This is a genomic window from Tsuneonella sp. HG249 (genome assembly GCF_053819205.1).
On sequence record NZ_JBSOQY010000001.1, the window covers coordinates 1447168 to 1466752 of the forward strand.

At 62.0% G+C, this 19585-nt stretch carries 16 protein-coding genes; 10 read left to right on the top strand and 6 right to left on the bottom strand.

The genetic code is table 11. The features are described from left to right. The first annotated feature begins 131 nt into the window (after positions 1–131). The 6 genes from ACWPM1_RS07290 to ACWPM1_RS07315 all read left to right on the top strand — a co-directional run bounded on the left by ACWPM1_RS07290 (position 132) and on the right by ACWPM1_RS07315 (position 8289). Positions 132–1373 (top strand): lipoprotein-releasing ABC transporter permease subunit, encoded by a 1242-nt coding sequence (locus tag ACWPM1_RS07290; RefSeq protein ID WP_455695138.1) that lies wholly within the window; start codon positions 132–134, stop codon positions 1371–1373. Beyond that, positions 1366–2043, top strand: a complete 678-nt coding sequence (locus tag ACWPM1_RS07295) for an ABC transporter ATP-binding protein (protein ID WP_455694176.1) — start codon at positions 1366–1368, stop codon at positions 2041–2043. The genes ACWPM1_RS07290 and ACWPM1_RS07295 overlap by 8 nt, the downstream gene beginning before the upstream one ends. A gap of 33 nt (positions 2044–2076) precedes the next feature. Then, positions 2077–2604 (top strand): hypothetical protein, encoded by a 528-nt coding sequence (locus ACWPM1_RS07300; RefSeq protein WP_455694177.1) that lies wholly within the window; start codon positions 2077–2079, stop codon positions 2602–2604. Next, the gene (locus tag ACWPM1_RS07305) at positions 2604–3083 is read left to right on the top strand and encodes a glutathione peroxidase (RefSeq protein WP_455694178.1); all 480 of its coding nucleotides are present in this window, start codon (positions 2604–2606) and stop codon (positions 3081–3083) included. Before ACWPM1_RS07300 ends, ACWPM1_RS07305 begins: the two co-directional genes overlap by 1 nt. 66 nt (positions 3084–3149) lie before the next feature. Next, on the top strand, positions 3150–6620 hold the full coding sequence (gene dnaE / locus ACWPM1_RS07310; protein ID WP_455694179.1) for a DNA polymerase III subunit alpha: 3471 nt from the start codon (positions 3150–3152) through the stop codon (positions 6618–6620). 49 nt (positions 6621–6669) lie between these two features. Continuing rightward, positions 6670–8289: a long-chain fatty acid--CoA ligase gene (locus ACWPM1_RS07315; RefSeq protein ID WP_455694180.1), complete on the top strand. Its 1620-nt coding sequence runs from the start codon at positions 6670–6672 to the stop codon at positions 8287–8289. Between the two features lie 329 nt (positions 8290–8618). Here ACWPM1_RS07315 and cysK read toward each other — a convergent pair whose 3' ends face one another. The 4 genes from cysK to tyrS all read right to left on the bottom strand — a co-directional run bounded on the left by cysK (position 8619) and on the right by tyrS (position 12532). Continuing rightward, entirely contained in the window at positions 8619–9536 is a 918-nt protein-coding gene (gene cysK, locus ACWPM1_RS07320) for a cysteine synthase A (RefSeq protein ID WP_455694181.1), read from the bottom strand. Continuing rightward, positions 9533–10813 (bottom strand): MFS transporter, encoded by a 1281-nt coding sequence (locus tag ACWPM1_RS07325; protein WP_455694182.1) that lies wholly within the window; start codon positions 10811–10813, stop codon positions 9533–9535. Before ACWPM1_RS07325 ends, cysK begins: the two co-directional genes overlap by 4 nt. Before the next feature lie 75 nt (positions 10814–10888). Beyond that, a complete protein-coding gene (locus tag ACWPM1_RS07330) occupies positions 10889–11227 on the bottom strand; it encodes a PilZ domain-containing protein (RefSeq protein WP_455694183.1) in 339 nt (112 codons plus the stop codon). 96 nt (positions 11228–11323) lie between these two features. Beyond that, the gene (tyrS, locus tag ACWPM1_RS07335; protein ID WP_455694184.1) at positions 11324–12532 is read right to left on the bottom strand and encodes a tyrosine--tRNA ligase; all 1209 of its coding nucleotides are present in this window, start codon (positions 12530–12532) and stop codon (positions 11324–11326) included. Positions 12533–12564: 32 nt separating this feature from the next. Between tyrS and ACWPM1_RS07340 the strand changes: the two genes are divergently transcribed. From ACWPM1_RS07340 to ACWPM1_RS07350, 3 genes are all read left to right on the top strand, one after another. Further along, on the top strand, positions 12565–13107 hold the full coding sequence (locus ACWPM1_RS07340) for a DOMON-like domain-containing protein (RefSeq protein ID WP_455694185.1): 543 nt from the start codon (positions 12565–12567) through the stop codon (positions 13105–13107). Next, positions 13104–14303, top strand: coding sequence for an exo-beta-N-acetylmuramidase NamZ family protein (locus tag ACWPM1_RS07345; RefSeq protein ID WP_455694186.1), 1200 nt, complete (start codon positions 13104–13106; stop codon positions 14301–14303). Before ACWPM1_RS07340 ends, ACWPM1_RS07345 begins: the two co-directional genes overlap by 4 nt. A gap of 82 nt (positions 14304–14385) precedes the next feature. Continuing rightward, positions 14386–15687, top strand: a complete 1302-nt coding sequence (locus tag ACWPM1_RS07350) for a spinster family MFS transporter (protein WP_455694187.1) — start codon at positions 14386–14388, stop codon at positions 15685–15687. On the opposite strand, the gene ACWPM1_RS07355 is transcribed toward ACWPM1_RS07350, so the two are convergent. Together ACWPM1_RS07355 and ACWPM1_RS07360 are read right to left on the bottom strand one after the other, a co-directional pair. After that, positions 15678–16481, bottom strand: coding sequence for a lipid II flippase Amj family protein (locus ACWPM1_RS07355; RefSeq protein WP_455694188.1), 804 nt, complete (start codon positions 16479–16481; stop codon positions 15678–15680). The two genes, ACWPM1_RS07350 and ACWPM1_RS07355, sit on opposite strands and share 10 nt — an antisense overlap. 390 nt (positions 16482–16871) lie before the next feature. After that, positions 16872–18053, bottom strand: coding sequence for a vWA domain-containing protein (locus ACWPM1_RS07360; RefSeq protein WP_455694189.1), 1182 nt, complete (start codon positions 18051–18053; stop codon positions 16872–16874). A gap of 132 nt (positions 18054–18185) precedes the next feature. Here ACWPM1_RS07360 and ACWPM1_RS07365 point away from each other — a divergent pair, with 132 nt between their 5' ends. Then, a complete protein-coding gene (locus ACWPM1_RS07365) occupies positions 18186–19583 on the top strand; it encodes a methyl-accepting chemotaxis protein (protein WP_455694190.1) in 1398 nt (465 codons plus the stop codon). Positions 19584–19585: the final 2 nt, after the last annotated feature.

The following is a 19585-nucleotide window of genomic DNA, read 5'->3' on the forward strand; positions in this document are numbered from 1 at the left end:
CGCTGCTCGGCGGCTCAATGGCGATTGCGGCGCACTATGACAAGGCCAAGCTGTCGGCCATCACCCGTTGCACGCGGCGTGCTGCATCCCTACACCGCCGGCCGAAACTTCCGCTGAACGAAACGGCTTCCTTGATCCTCTCCCCATTCGAATGGACAATCGCCAAGCGCTACATGCTGCCCGGGAAGGGCGAGGGTTTCATTGCGCTCGTCGCCGGGATCAGCGTCGGCGTGGTGATGCTGTCGGTGGCGCTGCTCGTCGTCGTGATGAGCGTGATGAACGGATTTCGCGCGGAGCTGCTCGACAAGATTGTCGGGTTAAACGGGCACGCGATCATCCAAGCCTACGGCGGCCGGCTCGATAACTGGCAGGGCATTCTCCAGCAGGTCCGTCAGACCCCGGGCGTGGTCGACGCCAGTCCGCTCATTGAGCAGCCGCTCCTCGTCACCTTCAACGGCCGGGTGGAGGCCGTTCTCGTGCGTGGCAATACGGCGGAGGACATCGGCAAGCTGGAAGAAAAACTCGTCGCCGGCAGTCTCGCCCTGCTGAAACCGGATGCCGCACAAGTTGCGTTGGGAGCTCGGCTGGCGGAGAACATCGGCGCTCAGGTGGGCGATACCATCACCATCATCAATCCGGCCGGCCGCTCGACACCCTTCGGCACGGTGCCGCGACAGGTCGGCTACCGCGTCGCGGGCATCTTCGACATCGGCGTGTACGACTACGACAAGGCCTTCGTCGTGATGCCCATTGCCGACGCGCAAACGCTGATGCTGACCGGCGATACGATCGGGATGATCGAGGTGACCACCGACGATGCCGATAAGGCAGCGGAGTACCTCGCCCCGCTTGGCAGGCAACTTGCCGGCAAAGCAGTGGTGTCGGACTGGAAGCAGATCAACGAGTCGCTGTTCGAGGCTCTCGAGGTCGAACGAGTGGCGATGTTCTTCGCCTTATCGATGATTGTGTTAGTGGCAGCATTCAACATCCTCTCGAGCCTCGTGATGTTGGTACGGGCGAAAACGCGTGATATCGCCATCATGCGGACGATGGGCGCGACGCGGCGGTCGCTGCTCAAGATATTCGTAACAGCCGGTTTCACGATCGGCGCCGTAGGGGCAGGGACGGGCCTCGTACTCGGCTTCGTCATTCTTCTATTCCGCCAGGGGATCGTGAATGTGATCTCCGCGGTGACAGGTCAGAACTTGTGGGATCCCTCCGTACGTTTTCTTACCACCCTACCAGCGCGCGCCGACCCCGCCGAAATCGTCGGAATCGCCTTGCTGGCGCTTTTGCTCAGCTTCCTGGCTACGCTCTACCCGGCGTATAAGGCAGCCAATACCGACCCCGTGCAGGTTCTGCGCTATGAGTAACGAGCCTGTTGTCCGCTTGACCGGTCTGGCACGTTCGTTCGAGCAGGGGGGTGTTCGGATCGACGTATTGCGCGGGATCGACCTGTCGATTGAGCCTGGCGAGATCGTCGCGCTGCTCGGGCCGTCGGGGTCGGGCAAATCCACCATGCTGCAGGCGGTCGGACTCCTCGAAGGCGGGTTCAGCGGTAAGATCGAAATCGTTGGGATCGACGCGAGTGGACTGCCGCCCGAGGGTCGGACGAAGCTCCGCCGCGAACATCTTGGCTTCGTCTATCAGTTCCACCACCTGTTGCCCGACTTCAATGCGATCGAGAATGTGGTCATCCCGCAGCTGGTCGCGAGGCGGGGCCAAATCGAGGCAGACGAGCGGGCGCGGGTAATTCTTAGTTCGCTGGGGCTCGGGCATCGGCTCGATCACCGCCCGAGCCAGCTTTCCGGAGGTGAGCAACAGCGCGTTGCCGTTGGCCGTGCACTCGCTAATCGGCCCCAGCTTGTGTTGGCGGACGAACCCACCGGCAATCTCGATGAGCACACGGCCGACGTAGTTCTGGAGCAGTTCCTCGGCCTCGTCAGGGGTGAGGGGAGTGCGGCGCTGGTTGCCACGCACAACGAGCGGCTGGCGCGCCGCATGGACCGCGTGGTACGCTTGCACGACGGGCGCTTGGAGTAGTCTCGCGCGCTTAGGTGGGGTGGGGAGGCAACAATGGTATCGGCAGGACTTGTAATCGCGCTCCTCGCCCAGACGGCCGGATCGTCACCTCCCGCCCCGACACCACCGAAATGCGAAGGTATTGAGTACGCGGCGTTCGACTTCTGGGTTGGCGAATGGGATGTCACCCCTGCCGGAGCCGATATGCCCATCGCGCACAGCACGATCGAGAAGCTCTACGCTGGATGCGCGATCCGCGAGAACTGGAGGCCGCTTAGCGGTAATGTCGGCGGAAGCCTGAACGGCTACGACCCGGTCTCGCGCCAGTGGTATCAGACCTGGATCGGATCCGCGCCCGGGCCGGTCCAGTTCGTCGGCGGTCCGGTTCCCGGCAAGATGGTCCTGACCGGCTCCTGGCGAGGTTCCGGTCCGAATGGCGAAGACGGCCTCACCCGCATGACCTACTCGCGCGTAGAGACCAATGCGGTCCGGCAGCACGGCGAGTTTTCGGGCGACCATGGCCTCACTTGGGTGACCACGTTCGACCTCATCTACCGCCCCCGCAAGAAGGAGGAGGGATAATGACGACAATTGCCGATTTCACCGTCGAAAAGCCGGACGGCTCGCCGCTCGACCTATCGGAAAAGCTCGGCAAGGTTCTGCTGGTGGTCAACGTTGCCAGCAAATGCGGTTTCACGCCGCAGTACGAGGGGCTGGAGGCGCTGCAACGCAAATACGCCGACAAGGACTTCGAGGTGCTCGGCTTTCCTTGCAACCAATTCGGGGCGCAAGAGCCTGGCAATGCGGATGAGATCGCCAGCTTCTGCAAGCTGACCTATGACGTGACTTTTCCGGTGCTCAGGAAAGTCGATGTCAACGGTGCGAGCGCGAGCCCGCTTTACGACTGGATGAAGAAGGAAGCGCCCGGGCTGATGGGGTCGAAGTCGGTCAAATGGAACTTCACCAAATTCCTGATCGACCGCGAAGGTAATGTCGTACGCCGCTACGCGCCGACCGATGCGCCTGCAAGCATCGAGAAGGACATCGCGAAGCTGCTCTAGCGGCTGTGGACAAAAGGGCCCTCGCGGCCATTTGCGAATCGCGCGAACGCCCCTCATCTAGCGCTTATGGCTCACGCCCCGTTCGTCCCTTTGCGCGTCATGTCGAGCTACTCGATGCTCGAGGGTGCGATCGATCCGAAGGCGATCGCTCAACTGGCCAAGGAGCGTGGATTTCCGGCTATTGCGATCTGCGACCGGAACGGGCTTTACGGTGCCGTCGCCTTCGCCAAGGCCTGCTTCGAGAAGGGCGTGCAGCCGATCATCGGGGCGCTGCTCGGCGTAGCGCGGGACACTGCTGGCGAGACGATCGATTACCTGCCGCTCTTTGCGCAAGACGATGTAGGCTACGGCAACCTTTGCCATCTGGTCAGCCACGCCCACCTCGCCCGGCCTGTCGAGCTACCCGCCCACGTTCACTTTGGTGACCTCGAGGGGCGAAGCGAAGGTCTGATTGCGCTGACCGGAGCAGGCGAGGGCGCTTTGACGCGGCTTCTGGCTGACCGGCGCCTGGACGACGCCGACGCTCTTTGTCACAAGTTGACCGCCCTCTTCCCAGGGCGCCTTTACGTCGAGCTCGCGCGCCGCAGCAGCGCGGTTTGCGATGAGGCCGAGGATCGGCTGATTGAACTGGCATATTCCCGCGACTTGCCGCTCGTTGCGACCAATCCGGCCAATTTCGGTGATCCGCATTTCCATCCGGCGCACGATGCGATGTTGTGCATCGCGCATTCGACACACATCGATGCCGCCGAGCGGCCCCGCTCCAACCCTGAGGCGTTCGTCAAATCGGCGCCAATGATGGAGGAGCTTTTCGCGGACCTCCCGGAAGCCGTCGCCAATACCTTGGTGATCGCCCAGCGATGTGCCTTCGCGCCGCCGAAGCGGGACCCCATCCTGCCCAGCCTTGCCGGCGACCTGGAGGGTGAGGCGCGAATGCTGGCCGAGGATTCGCGCAGGGGCCTTGCCGCCCGTCTCGAGAAATATGGCGAACTCTCGGACGACGAATTGCGAGTATACCTCGACCGGCTCGAGTTCGAGATCGACGTCATCAATCAGATGGGCTTTCCGGGCTACTTTTTGATCGTTGCCGACTTCATCAAATGGGCCAAGGACAGCGGCATTCCAGTGGGTCCCGGCCGTGGATCGGGGGCCGGAAGCTTGGTCGCGTGGTCGCTGACCATTACCGATCTCGACCCGATCCAGCTGGGCCTGCTGTTCGAGCGGTTCCTCAATCCCGAGCGTGTTTCGATGCCGGACTTCGACATCGATTTCTGCGAAACGCGTCGCGGCGAAGTGATCCGTTACGTCCAGGCCAAGTACGGTCAAGACCACGTGGCGCAGATCATCACGTTCGGTAAGCTTAAGGCCCGCGCGGTCCTGCGAGACGCTGGTCGCATCCTGCAGATGAGCTATGGCCACGTGGACCGACTGTGCAAGATGGTACCCAACCATCCGACAGATCCTTGGACGCTTCCTCGTACTCTGAACGGCATCGCCGAGTTCAAACGCGAGTACGATAGCCACGACGAAGTGCGCCGGTTGATCGACCTCGCGATGCAGCTCGAGGGCTATCCGCGCAACAGTTCGACCCATGCCGCGGGCGTGGTGATCGGCGACAGGCCGCTGGCTCAGCTCGTTCCGCTATATCGCGATCCGCGCTCCGACATGCCGGTAACGCAGTTCGACATGAAGCATGTCGAAAGCGCCGGGCTGGTGAAATTCGACTTTCTCGGGCTGAAGACGCTTTCGGTGTTGCAGAAAGCAGTCGAACTGCTGCAAAAGCGCGGGGTTACAATCGATCTGAGCGCATTGTCGCTCGACGATCCCGCGGTTTACGAGTTGATGAAGAGCGGCAACACTGTCGGCGTTTTCCAGCTCGAATCAGAAGGTATGCGCCGCACGCTCACCGCGGTGAAGCCAACCAACTTTGGCGACATCATCGCGCTCGTGTCGCTCTATCGACCGGGCCCGATGGACAACATTCCACTCTTCGGCAAGCGCAAGGGCGGCGAAGTCACGATTGAATACCCTCACCCAAAGCTAGAGGGCATCCTGGGCGAAACCTACGGGATCTTCGTCTACCAGGAGCAGGTCATGCAGGCTGCGCAAATCCTCGCCGGCTACTCGCTCGGCGATGCCGACCTGTTGCGGCGTGCGATGGGTAAAAAGGTGCAAGCTGAGATGGATGCGCAGCGCCAGCGCTTTGTCGATGGCTGCGCCGAAGTGTCGCAAATTCCGACGAAGCGAGCGAACGAACTATTCGACCTGATCGACAAGTTTGCGGGCTACGGCTTCAACAAGAGTCATGCGGCCGCCTACGCACTGCTCGCTTATCAGACCGGATGGCTCAAGGCGCATTATCCGGAGGAGTTTTACGCCGCGTCGATGTGCTTTGACATGCACCAATCGGAGAAGCTGGCGGTGTTCGTAGACGATGCCCGGCGGGCAGGGATCAGGATCGAGCCGCCGGACGTCAATCGTTCCGAAGCGGAGTTCACCGTCGAGCGAACCGACGACGGCTATGCCGTCAGGTACGCGCTGGCGGGGATCAAGAACGTCGGCGAGAAGGCGATGGAAGCACTCGTTGCCGAACGTGAAGCGAATGGCTGGTATGAGACGCTGGACGATCTGTTCGCACGGCTTCCCAAAGGGTCGATGAATTCTCGCCAGCTCGAGGGATTGATCGCCGCTGGCGCGCTCGACCAACTCGAGCCCAATCGCGGCAAACTGTTCGCAAATGTCGACTTGCTCCTGGCCGTGAGCGAGGCAGCCAACCGCGAGCGGGAAAGCGGACAGGCCGCGCTGTTCGGGGGTGAGGTGCAACCGGACACGGGGTTGCGCCTCAAGGACGCCGAAGAATGGTCGAGAGTGGATCGCATGGCCAAGGAGCGCGACAACTTCGGGTTCTACTTCTCGGCCCACCCCGTCGAAGGATATCGTGCCATCGCCTCCGCCAATGGAGCCCGCAGCTACGCTTCGTTGATGGATAGCGCGGCCCCTTCCGGCGGTCGGGCTTCCGCCGTGATGGCCGCGATGATCGAGAAAGTGAACAAGGGTCGTACTCGCAAGGGCAAGGACTTCGTGCGCGCCGACTTCTCCGACACCTCCGGCCAGTTCTCGGCTGCCTGTTTCGAAGAATCGCTGGTGTCCAGCTTCGTGAAGTGGGCAGAGGAGAGCACCTGCGTGCTACTCAATGTCGAACTCGACAGCCCGACCCCCGATGAGCCGCCCCGCATTACAGTACGGGGGGCTCGTCCACTGCGCGACGTAAGGGCCGCCGCCCGAATGCTTCTGACGGTCGATGTCGACCGCCCTGAAGCTTTGTCTGCGTTGAAGGCCGAGCTTCAGCGTGGGTCCGATGGCCGAGGTGAGGTGCGCGTTCGATTGCGTACGGGGGTGGAGGGCGACCCACTCGTCCGCATTGGCCTGGATTTCCAGCTCGACGGCGAACTCGCCGAGCGCTTGGCAAGCGTCGATGGACTTGCCAATGTGCAGTTAACGACCCAGCGCGGGCCTAACCTGCGACTGGTTGCCTGAGCCGCCCTCGTCACCGGCGCTCGGGTCGGTAGCACCAGGGAGAGAAAATATGCTCGGAGCGATGCAGGACTGGGATCTCGTGGTGACCCACCTGATCGATCACGCCGCGCGCGAATACGGCCAGCGCGAGCACGTGACCCGCTGGGCCGACGGCACCGAAACACGCACGACTTGGGCGGAAGTCCGGCGAGATGCGCTCAAGATGACCCAAGCGCTCACCGCGGCGGGGGTGGGCAAGGGTGATCGCGTAGCAACGCTGGCGATGAACCACAGTCGCCATCTGGTGACGTGGTACGGCGCGGTCGGCGTCGGCGGAGTGCTGCACACCATAAATCCCAGGCTGTTCGACGAGCAACTCGAGTACATCGTCAATCATGCCGATGATCGCGTGCTTCTTTACGACGCGGTCTTTCAGCCGATCATCGACCGGATGCGCGGTCGCTGGCCCACTTTGACCACCATGGTTTGCTTCGACCCGCCGGCGGGCGCGGATGTGCTAGGCTTCGAAGAGTGGATCGGCGGGTTCGACGGCAATACGCAATGGGCCTGTGTCGAGGAGCGCGACCCTTGCATGCTCTGCTATACCAGCGGCACGACAGGAAATCCTAAGGGGGTGCTCTACGAGCATCGCTCGACGGTGCTCCATGCAATGGCCGGCGTGCAGCCGAACATCTTCGACTTCGATTCTCGGGCGGTTATGCTTCCCATTGTGCCGATGTTCCACGCGGCCAGCTGGGGCCTGCCCTGGTCGGGCACGATCCCCGGCATCAAGTTCGTGTATTCGGCGGTCAACGATCCCGCTGTGCTGTGTGAGCTGTTCGACAGGGAGCAGGTGACGCACTCAGCCGGCGTGCCCACCGTATGGCTCGGCATGTTCCAACACCTCGATTCGATCGGCAAGGACGTGCGCGACCTAGGGAAGCTCACCACCGCCATAATCGGCGGATCGGCTTGCCCGCGCTTCATGATCGAACGTCTGATGAAGAACGGAGTGCGCGTCGCGCACGCCTGGGGAATGACGGAGACCTCCCCGATCGGGACGACCGGTGCTTATCCGTTCGACTGGGACAGCCTGTCGTTCGACGAGCAGGTCAACGTGGTGTCAAAGCAGGGCCGATCGGCGTTCGGTGTCGAACTCCGCTGTGTTGATCTTGACGATCCGAACAAAGTCCTGCCTCGCGACGGGGTCACCTCGGGCGCCCTTCAGATCCGCGGTCCGTGGGTAATCAAGCGGTATTTCAAGGCCGATGAAGACGCGACGGTCGACGGGCAGTGGTTCGACACCGGGGACGTGGCGGTCATCTACCCCGACGGTACCCTCCAGCTAACCGACCGAACCAAGGACGTGATCAAGTCCGGCGGCGAATGGATAAGCTCCGTCGAACTTGAGAATGCGGCAGTCGGTCACCCCGGGATTGCAGAGGCCGCGGCTATCGGCATTCCTCACCCCAAGTGGGACGAACGCCCAATCCTGGTGTGCGTCGCAAAGAAGGGATCGGCAGTGTCCGCAGGCGACGTGATGGCGCATCTGAGCGACAAAGTTGCCAAATGGTGGCTGCCCGACGCCATCGAATTCGTCGATGAGATTCCGCACACCGGGACGGGCAAGATCAGCAAGAGGGACCTGCGCGAGCGATTCCGCGACTACAGGTTGGAGGAAGCAAGTTGAGGCAGATCCTGCGCGTAATAATTGGTGTGGTGGTCGGCACGGCGACCCTTTTTGCCGGCCAACTTGTGCTCGAAGTGCTCGCGTGGTGGTGGACGGGAAGCACTGGAGCGCTGGATTCGCCCCTGTCCAATGCTGTGAAATTCGGAGTAGCCGGTGCATCGGGCTTGGGAGTGGGCGCTATGATCGCCCTTCGTCCAGCGCGACGTCAAAGTATTGTATAGTCTCCTCGCCCGCATCCCTAACTGCGTTGGTTGGGGCGCCATCGGACCTTGATCTCATCAGATGGCAACCGCCGTCCGATGGCTGCGCCAGCCTAAGCTTGGGTGACCCTACTCGGGCAGAAAGTCTGGCACCGACAGATAACGCTCGCCAGTGTCGTAATTGAAACCGAGCACGCGTGAAGCAGGTGGCAGTTCTTTCAGCTTTTCTGCAATGGCGGCTAGGGTAGCGCCGCTTGAAATGCCGACCAACAATCCCTCCTCGCTCGCGCACCGACGGGCCATTGCTTTGGCCGCCTCCGGGTCGACCTGAATGGCACCATCGATCGATTGCGTGTGGAGGTTGCCGGGAATGAAACCTGCGCCAATGCCCTGGATCGGATGCGGACCGGGCTGGCCCCCGCTGATCACCGGCGAGAGCGTAGGTTCCACTGCATAAGCCTTCATGCCGGACCAAGTTCGCTTAAGAACCTCCGCGCAGCCCGTCAGGTGGCCACCGGTGCCAACGCCGGTGATAAGGACGTCGACCGGTGTGTCGGCAAAGTCGGCGAGTATTTCTTGCGCTGTCGTCCCCGCGTGAACGGCGATGTTTGCCGGGTTCTCGAATTGCTGGGGGATCCACGCCCCCGGGGTCTGCGCTGCGAGTTCGGTCGCGCGCTCCAAGGCGCCCTTCATGCCTTTCTCGCGCGGGGTGAGGTCGAAAGTCGCCCCGTAGGCGAGCATGAGGCGGCGGCGTTCGAGGCTCATGCTCTCCGGCATGACGAGCACCAGCTTGTAGCCCTTGACCGCCGCTACCATGGCAAGGCCGATGCCGGTGTTGCCGCTGGTAGGCTCGATAATGGTGCCGCCGGGCTTGAGCGCGCCCGACTTCTCGGCGTCCTCTACCATCGCAAGCGCAATACGGTCCTTGATCGAGCCGCCAGGGTTGGCCCGTTCGCTTTTGACCCAGACCTCATGATCCGGAAACAAGCGCGAAAGGCGAATGTGGGGGGTGCCGCCAATAGTGGCGAGAACACTGTCGGCCTTCATTTGAGAATCTCCCGTGCGGTTTGCTCGTCGAGGTACTGCGAGGAAAACGTCCGTGCCCGGCGTAACTCCGGATAGAGCCAGGCCCAGATGCCGGTGATCACGATAGCACCCAGGCCGCCGAATACTACCGCTCCGACGGCGCCCAGAAGCGCTGCAGCGATGCCCGATTGCATTTCGCCGAGTTCGTTGGAAGCGGAAATGGCCAGTCCGGATATCGAAGACACCCGCCCGCGCATGACATCCGGGGTGTTGAGCTGCACCAGACTGTTACGCACGAAGACGGAGACCATGTCGCCCGCACCTAACACCGCCAGCGCGCCCAGACTCAGGCCGAAATCGCGCGACAAGCCGAAGACGATGGTGGCGATGCCGAAGACGACGACTGCCCAGAGCATTTTCACTCCGACATTGTTCTCTAGAGGCCTCCACGACAACCACAGGCCCACCAAGACTGCGCCCACCGCGGGGGCTCCGCGCATGAGTCCGAGACCGACGGGTCCGACCTCGAGGATGTCTCGGGCGAACACGGGAAGCATCGCGGTCGCGCCTCCGAGGAGCACGGCGAAAAGATCCAGGGTGATACAGCCCATCAGGAACCGTTCACGCTTCACGAAGCGGAACCCGTCGATCATTTGACCGACAGGATGCAGAGTCGGGCCGTCATGCACCGCACGGACGGGGCGAATGAGCGCCACTAAAGTGGCGGACATCACCAACAAGGCTGCGGACAGGAAGTACGGCAGCGAGGGAGACCACGCGAACAACGCGCCCCCCAGCGCAGGCCCTGCGACGCTGCCGACCTGCCATGAGATTGCCGACATCGCGATCGCCTTGGGCAATAGCGGGGGAGGGACGACGTTGGGCGCAATGGCGCTGAACGCGGGGCCGTTGAACACACGGGCAGTGCCGTGCAGCGCCGCCAGGATAAACAGCAAGGGCAGCGTGAGCGCGTCGTTCCAGGTGGTCCAGGCCAAGGCGAGGGCGATGCCCGCGTCGATTCCGTTGGCGAACATGACCACCCGCCGACGGTCGAACCGGTCAGCGGCAATACCGGCCACAGGTGTCAGGAAAAACAGGGGCACAAACTGGGCAAGACCCAGCAAACCAAGCTGGAATGCTGCGGCAGACGGCGTCATGCCATAATCCGACCGGGCGATGTCGTAGGTTTGGTAGCCGATCAAAACGACCATCGAAATGGTCGCCAGCACGGCAATGAAGCGGGCTGCCCAGTACTTGCGGAAATCGGCAATCTGCAGCGGGGATGTTGGCTCGCTCACCCGCCTGCAGATGACAGCGTGTTCAGCCGCTGCCAAGCAAGCGCTGCGCGCTCGCCGTGGAGGAAATCTTCGCTTCTAGCGCGCGCGTCGCAGGCGGGGATTGGGCTGCAGCGATTCGATTATGCGTACGAAATCGTCGAGGCGAATGATGCGTTCGAACTGAAAACCCGCCCGCTCATCGCGAGTCCAGATGACATAGGCCTCAATCCGGCCAACCTCGGGCAGGCGGATGATGACCCGGTCGCCACGTTCGAGGCCCTTGGCATCGTCGACCATGAAGCCGTGGGCCGAGATGTTGGCCACGTGGAGTCTGAGGTCGCCGCGCAACTGGTGCTCGGCGATCACCGGGTAATCGACCGGATGCCGCGCCGCGCGGCGCAGATCGGTGACCGAAAGCTGAGCTCCAACAGACACTGTGCCACGACCCTCCCTTGTGTGTGGTCGGGCCACTTATCGCCAAGAAAGGCTGAGATTGAGTTAAAGCGGCTCGGCGGCGGGCCGCCAGTTCGGTCAGGTCAGGACGCCATGCCGCTTCTTTCCCAGGCTCAAGCGGCCCGGTCGAGCGGGTGCAGCAGCGTCGTGCACGGTCTCCCCATCCAGGCGTACCGCGCCCTCGGCAATCTTGCGCTTGGCCTCTCCGTTAGAGGACGTGAAGCCCAATGCGGTTAGCGCCGAAGCGAAGGTCATCCCGGTTGAGAGTTGCAGCGCTGGCAGATTCTCCCCGGCACCCCCAGCGGCGAACGTCGCTGCTGCCGTCTCTTCGGCGGAGCGCGATGCTTCTGCGCCGCGGACCAGCTTGGTGACCTCGTTCGCCAGCACGACTTTCGCGGCGTTTATTTCGGCACCCTGCAGCAACTCGAGGCGCGCGATTTCGTCGAGCGGCAAGTCGGTGAACAAACGGAGGAATCGGCCCACGTCGCGATCGTCCGAGTTGCGCCAGAATTGCCAGAAATCCCATGCCGGGAGCTGAGCTTCGTTCAACCAGACCGCTCCAGCCGCCGTCTTTCCCATCTTGGCGCCATCGGCAGTCGTCAGGAGCGGGGTGGTCAGGCCGAAGAGCTCGGCGCCGTCCATCCTACGGCCGAGCTCGACACCGTTGACAATATTGCCCCACTGGTCGCTGCCACCCATCTGCAACCGGACGCCCATTTTGCGCGACAGATGCCGGAAGTCGTAGGCCTGTAGGATCATGTAGTTGAATTCGAGAAAAGTCATCGGCTGTTCGCGATCGAGCCGTAGCCTGACCGAATCGAACGTCAGCATTCGGTTGATGGTGAAGTGAGTCCCTACCTCCTGCAGCAGCTCGATATACCCGAGCTGGCCGAGCCAATCGTGATTGTTGACCATCACCGCATCTGTGTGGCCATCACCGAAGGTGAGTAGCTTTTCGAAGACCGTCCTGATGCCAACAATGTTCGCTTCGATATCCTCGCCGGTGAGCATTTTGCGGCTTTCGTCCCGCCCGGTCGGGTCGCCGATCCTCGTCGTGCCTCCACCCATGACGACAATCGGCTTGTGTCCGGCCTGTTGCAGTCGGCGGAGCATCATTATCTGCACCAGGCTACCCACGTGAAGCGAAGGCGCGGTGGCGTCGAACCCGATATATCCCGGAACGATCTGACGCGCGGCAAGGGCATCTAGCCCCTTCCCATCGGTTAGCTGATGGACATAGCCACGCTCTTGAAGCACGCGGAGAAGATCGGATTTGAACTCGCTCATAGCGGGCGGGCGGTTAGCACGGGGGCGAGCGCATGCAAACGTATCAGCTGAGCGCGCACCCGGCAGATCCTCCAGCCGGAGTGAGCGGTGTCGAGGCAAAAATAATCGGATGGGACGATGCTTGGCTGCGCGTGCGATGGCGGGTGGATGGTGCCCAGGGGCTGGTGGTTCCGTCATTCTCGGGGCGCGGCCGAGAGAATGGCCTGTGGCGAACCACGTGCTTCGAGCTGTTTCTCCGTCCGGAAGGCTGGGATAGCTACGTCGAGTTGAACTTGTCGCCTTCGGAGCGCTGGGCAGCTTACGACTTCGAAGCCTATCGCCACGGCATGGAGGATCGGCCCGCTTCGCGAGAGCCGGATTGCACGATTCGTATCGGTAGCAGCTTCGCGATTTTCGACGCCGCGATTCCTCGCGACTTGTTGCCGGATCTGCCGGCGGCGGCAAATTTCGCAGCGGTGATCGAGGAGCAAGGCGGGGGGATCAGTTACTGGGCTATCGCCCATCCTCCAGCGAAGCCGGACTTCCACGACCCGGCTTGCTTCGCCGCCAGGCTTGCGCCACCTCAGCGCGTATGAAATTCGGTATCGACCGGCTGCTGAGTGAGCCGGAACTTCTGCGCGAACTGTCCGGGAGACGAGTGGCGCTGGTAGCGCATCCAGCTTCGGTGACCGCCGATCTCGCGCACAGTCTCGACACTCTCATTGCCGCTGGGGTCAATATCACCAGCGCGTTCGGCCCGCAGCATGGGCTCAAGGGCGACAAGCAAGACAACATGGTGGAGACGGGCGACGAGGTCGACCCGGACTACGGCATTCCGGTGTTCAGCTTGTACGGCGAGGTCCGCCGGCCCAGCGGGCAGATGATGAGCACGGCCGACGTATTTCTGTTCGATCTGCAGGATCTCGGCTGCCGCATATACACCTTCGTGACGACGCTCCTTTACCTGCTCGAGGCCGCGGCACAGCACGGCAAGGAGGTCTGGGTGCTCGATCGCCCGAACCCGGCGGGACGTCCGGTCGAGGGCACGCTTCTGGTACCCGGGCAGGAAAGTTTCGTCGGCGCGGCGGAGATGCCGATGCGCCACGGGCTTACCATGGGCGAAATGGGCGACTGGTTCATCCGGCGGTTCGGTCTCGATGTCGAGTATCGTGTCGTGGAGATGCACCATTGGTTGCCTGAAGCCGGCCCGGGTTTCGGCTGGCCCACAGACCGCGTGTGGATCAATCCGAGTCCCAACGCAGCTTCGCTCAACATGGCACGAGCTTACGCCGGTACGGTCATGCTCGAGGGGACGACACTATCGGAAGGCCGGGGCACCACGCGCCCACTCGAGATGCTATTCGGCGCGCCCGGCGTAGATTCGAGTGCTGTTCTCACGGAGATGCAGCGGCTCGCACCCCATTGGCTCTGCGGATGCGCGATCCGGCCCTGCTACTTCGAACCGACGTTTCACAAGCATGCAAAATCGCTGTGCAGCGGATTGATGATTCACGCGGAGCAACGGTTCTACGACCACGACGCATTCCGCCCGTGGCGCCTTCAGGCGCTGGCGTTCAAGGCGATCCGGCGGCTTCACCCGGATTACCCCCTGTGGCGTGACTTTGCCTACGAATACGAGTTCGACCGATTGGCGATCGACGTAATCAACGGCGGGCCCGTGCTGCGCGAATGGGTCGACAATCCCCTTGCGGAACCAGGTGATCTGGACCGAACAGCAGCTATGGACGAGGCTGAGTGGCGCGATGCAATCGCGCCGTTGTTGCGATACTGAATTTTCGAATCCGGCACTTGACCCGCGCTGCGCGGTCGCCGACTTTGATCAGCAAAGACGGGCATAACTCGTCGCGGAGAGGATGATCATGGCCGCAGGCATCGCAGCGCCGCGCGCGGAGAATTCGACCAGACTGGTCCTTTGGCTCCTTCTGATTGTCTATATCTTCAACTTTATCGATCGCCAGATCGTGAACATTCTGGCGGAGCCGATAGCCCGCGATCTCGATCTCAACGACACGCAAATCGGCTTGATGACCGGCATCGCCTTTGCCGCTCTTTATACCATCCTCGGCCTTCCGCTGGCGCGTTACTCGGACCGGCCCAGCACCAACCGGATCGGGCTGATATCTGCGAGCCTGGCAGTCTGGTCGGCAATGACTGCGCTCTGCGGGCAGGCTCAAAACTTCGTCCAGTTACTCCTGGCGCGGGTCGGGGTAGGGGTCGGAGAAGCCGGGTGCACCCCGGCCGCGCACTCCCTGATTGCCGATATCGTGCCGAAGGAACGCCGCTCGTCCGCGCTGGCATTCTACGCGATGGGGATCCCGATCGGGTCGCTTCTCGGCATGTTTATCGGAGGGCAGCTCGCGGATCGGCTCGGATGGCGCGAAGCCTTCATGATCGTAGGCTTGCCTGGCATCCTGCTCGCTGGAATTCTGATGCTCGTCCTACGCGACCCTCGTCGCGGGGCAACGATGATGGCCGCACGCGCGACGCAAGACGCGCCGAAAGTCCTGACGACCGGAGAGGCGCTGCGGGCCATCCTGGGTTCTCGGGCGTTCGTCCTCTTGCTTGTTGCAGGGACCGCCGCCTCCTTCCTGAGCTATGGCAAGAGTACTTGGACGACGATCTTCTTTCAACGGACGCACGGAATGTCTCCCGGAGAGGTCGGTTTCTGGTTCGGGGTGTGGGGAGGGGTGGCCGGCATCGCGGGCACCTGGCTCGGGGGCTGGATCGCCGACCGGTATGGTTCCGAGAATCGCCGCCACGTGATGACCGCCCCCGCGATAGGCATGGCGATAGCAGCGCCCCTGGCCTTCGCAGCTTACTTCGCGTCCGACTGGCGGGTGGCCTTGGCCCTGTTGATGATCCCCACCTTATTGAATTCGTTGTATTACGGCCCGACATATTCGAGTGTGCAAGGCCTGGTGCGGCCTGAAGCGCGCGCGATGGCTACTGCCATCCTGCTGTTCTGCCAGAATCTTATCGGGCTCGGCCTGGGGCCGTTGTTCTTCGGAATGCTGTCCGATGGCATCAAGCCGGTAACGGGCGAAGATTCGGTGCGCTGGGTACTTTATTTTGCCGCATTCTTGGGCTTCATTCCTGCGTTCTTTTTCTGGCGGTGTAGCTTGCGACTTAACACCGAACTCGATCGTCAGACGTAGACTGCGATCCCCGCAATCAGCATGGCGGCGGGCAGGAAAACCGCCTGTGCCAAGGCGGTGCCGGCCAGGCGGCTGAATGAAATCCAGACTATCGTGCGGCGGAATAGCGATTCCTCGATGCGCCCTTCGACAACGTCGTCGGTCATCACTGAAAGCTGCGGATCGATCAGCGCGAACAGGAGGATGGTAGCAAACCCGTTTATTACCGCCGAGAGCTGGCTCGCCGTCACCCGGAACTCGGGCGCTAGATAGCCGGCGTAGAGCGAGGCGACGACCCCGACGGTTAGAAGAGCCTGCGCCCCAGCATTGGCGAACAGGACGGTCCAGGAAACTCCCAAGGGTTTGCGCAAGGCGCTCAAATTCCCTCGCGACGGCAGCGAGACTTCTTCGCGCACAGTCCGAAGTCCGGCTGGGGTGGCGGAACGCAATATTAGCTTGCCCGTGGACCGATGCCGCTGGAAATGGCCGATCGCTCGGGCGAAGAGGCGTTGCGCCGTCGGAACGAGCACGATCCCAACGATGACCGCTGCCGTCGCGCTCCCGAGCACGATGCGGAAGTCTGCCGCCAGCGACTCTCCGCCACCTTCGAGCAGCCTGCGTTCAATGCGCTTTGCGAGAAACGGCCCCAAGAAGCCATTCGCGGTGCGGCTGACGAGGACCAGCACGTTAAACAAGGCGAAGCTCATCGCGATACGCCGTGTCCGGACCCCGGCGATCCGGGCCGCATAGGCTAGGGCGCCGATCAGGTTGATGCCGAACGTGAGCGCGCATATAACGAATAGCTGAGTGTCCATTGGCGGCGGGCCTACGCTCGAACCCGCATCCCGGCCAAGAGCAGGCTACCGCTTGTGCAGTGGAATAAGGCGCGCCGGCCCGCTAGTGGCCTCCGGCAGGGGGCGCAGATCGTCAATCCGGCGATGCATCTGCATTACAGCACATCCGCCGACGCTCTTATGGACTGCGGCGATCAGGTAGCCCTCACCGGGAACTGCGGGCGAACGGTCAAGTTGCGGCTGACCCGCGGCCTCCCGAACTTCCGTAATTCGATCGCGGCATTGCTGCGACGCTTCCGGAGATGAACTCGATACATGAGGCCGGGGCACCGGCGCCGCAGACAGTGATACGGCTGCGAACAGTGGCAATAGTACGATCCGCATGGCGACACCTCTACGCCGCTATATAGTTCACCCTTGCTTGCGGCTCAACTCGCGCATCGCATCGTCCAGCCCGTCGAGGGTCAGCGGGTACATCCGGTCGTTAACCAGTTGTTTGATGAGCTTGGTCGACTGCGAGTAGCCCCATTGCTGCTCTGGTACGGGGTTCAACCAGACCGTCGCGGGGTAAGTGTTGGTCACCCGGTGCAGCCAGGTGGCGCCGGCTTCCTCGTTCATATGCTCGACACTACCGCCCGGGTGGGTGATCTCGTATGGGCTCATCGCCGCGTCCCCGACGAACACGATCTTATAGTCGTGGCCATACTTGTGAAGCACGTCCCAGGTCTTGGTGCGTTCGGCCCAACGGCGGCGGTTGTCCTTCCATACGCCTTCGTAGAGGCAGTTATGGAAGTAAAAGAACTCTAGGTTTTTGAATTCCGCCGTAGCAGCGCTAAACAATTCTTCGACGAGTTTGATGAACGGGTCCATCGACCCGCCCACGTCCAGAAATAGCAGCAACTTGACCGCGTTATGCCGCTCCGGCCGCATGTGAATGTCGAGCCATCCCTGCTTGGCGGTGCCTTCGATCGTGGCATCGAGATCGAGTTCGTCGGCGGCGCCTTCTCGGGCGAACCGACGTAGGCGACGCAGCGCCATCTTGATGTTTCGAGTGCCAAGCTCCCGCGTGTTGTCGAGGTTCTTGTACTCACGCTTTTCCCAGACTTTGAGCGCACGCTTGTGCTGGCTCTCACCACCGATTCGCACGCCCTCGGGGTTGTACCCGGAATTGCCGAACGGGCTCGTGCCGCCGGTGCCAATCCACTTGTTGCCCCCTTGATGGCGCTTTTCCTGCTCCTCCAGTCGCTTCTTGAGGGTGTCCATTATCTCGTCCCACGAGCCCAGGGACTTGATCGCTTCCATCTCTTCCGGAGTGAGGAATTTCTCGGCGATAGCTTTCAGCCAATCGGCCGGAATCTCGACCTGCTGCTGGCCGTAATCGGTCAGGACGCCTTTGAAGACCTTCTGAAACACCTGGTCGAAACGATCGATCAGGCCTTCGTCCTTCACGAACGTCGCGCGCGAAAGATAGTAGAATGCCTCTGGCGTCTGCTCGATAACGTCCTTGTCGAGCGCCTCGAGGAGCGTGAGGTGTTCCTTGAAGCTTGCAGGAATGCCTGCCGCGCGCAGCTCGTCGACGAAGTTGAAGAACATGTAAGGTTCATAGCCTGCGCCCCCCTTCCGCGCCAGCGCGATTGCCCTCTCGGCAGGCGGCCTCGCTTAAAGCTTCGCTAACCATGCGGGGCCTATGCCCAGCAATAAGGGGCTCTCGGGCGCAGGGGACACATGGAACACGAGAAAATCGACATCGCTGCCGGTCATGGCATCGAGCGGATATCGGCAAGCTGCGGCGAAGTTACCGTTGGATGCACGGACGTCGCAGGTATCGTACATGCGGTGATGTTGTCCTCCCAGCGGCTTCGATCGGAACACGCGGCGCTGCAGGACACGGTCGCCGCCTTGGAAACCGACCAGATGCGCGTTGCTCAGGCCAGCGACGAGGCCAGGCTGCTGTCGGAGCGGGCAATCGAGCGCCTTGGCGAAGGTTCGGCGCTTATCCAGTCCTCGCTCGGACAGATCACCGAGCTACTAGAGTTGGTCGAGACTTTGACCCAGCACGTGACTGGATTCGCCGCCGCGATGGCGCAAGTGCGCTCGAGCGCCCAAGAAATCGATCAGATCGCCGAAACGACCAACATACTCGCCCTCAATGCGACGATCGAGGCGATGCGCGCAGGAGATGCCGGACGAACATTTGCGGTAGTGGCAAACGAGGTGAAGAGCCTTGCTGGCGACACGCGCCGGGCTACCGAGGAGATCGGTCGGACCATTGATACGCTCGGCAAGGAAGCCGACGAGGTGATCGCCAAAATCGAACGTGGCGGCAGGGCCAGCGGGGAAGCGAAGGTCTCGGTCGGCCAGATCCAGCATACCATGCGTTCGGTCAATGAACTGATCGTCGAAGTCGACGGGCAAAACGACCAAATCACGCGAGCGACTGCGACGATCAGCGACCACGTCCACGCAGTGCAAACCGTTCTCGAATCTTTCGATCAGGCGGCGATGGACAATGAGCAAAAGCTCGCCGGCGCCCATTCCCGGATCGAGGACTTGGAGCTGACGGCGAGCGGTATGTTCGACGAACTGGTGAAGGCGGGCCTGTCTCCGGCCGACAGTGCGATGGTAGACAAGGCCCAGACTTATGCGCGCGAGATCGTTGCGCAGGCCGAAGAGGCCATTGCCGCAGGCAAGCTCAGCCCGACAGCGCTATTCGACAACGATTACCGTGAGGTGCCCGGGAGCAATCCGAAACGGTTCCGCACCGGCCTGAGCGACTGGGCGGACACCAACTGGCGGCCGGTGAACGACCGCGTCGTTGCGGAAGGCGGGCCGATCAAGATGTGCAGCCAAGCGGACATGCAAGGGTTTTTGCCGACCCACGTTTCCGACCGCTCGCGCCAGCCGACGGGCGACATTGCGCACGATACCAAATATTGCCGCAATGGCCGCATCCTGTTCGATCCGATCGACCGCAAGGCCAAGGCGAGCAACGAGCCATACATGATGGCCGTCTATCGCCAGGAAGGGGACGGAACCACTTACGAGATCGTGCGCAACGTCTACGTTCCGTTGGTCATCAACGGCCGCCGCTGGGGCGATTTCGAACTCGCCTATGTGCTCTAGGA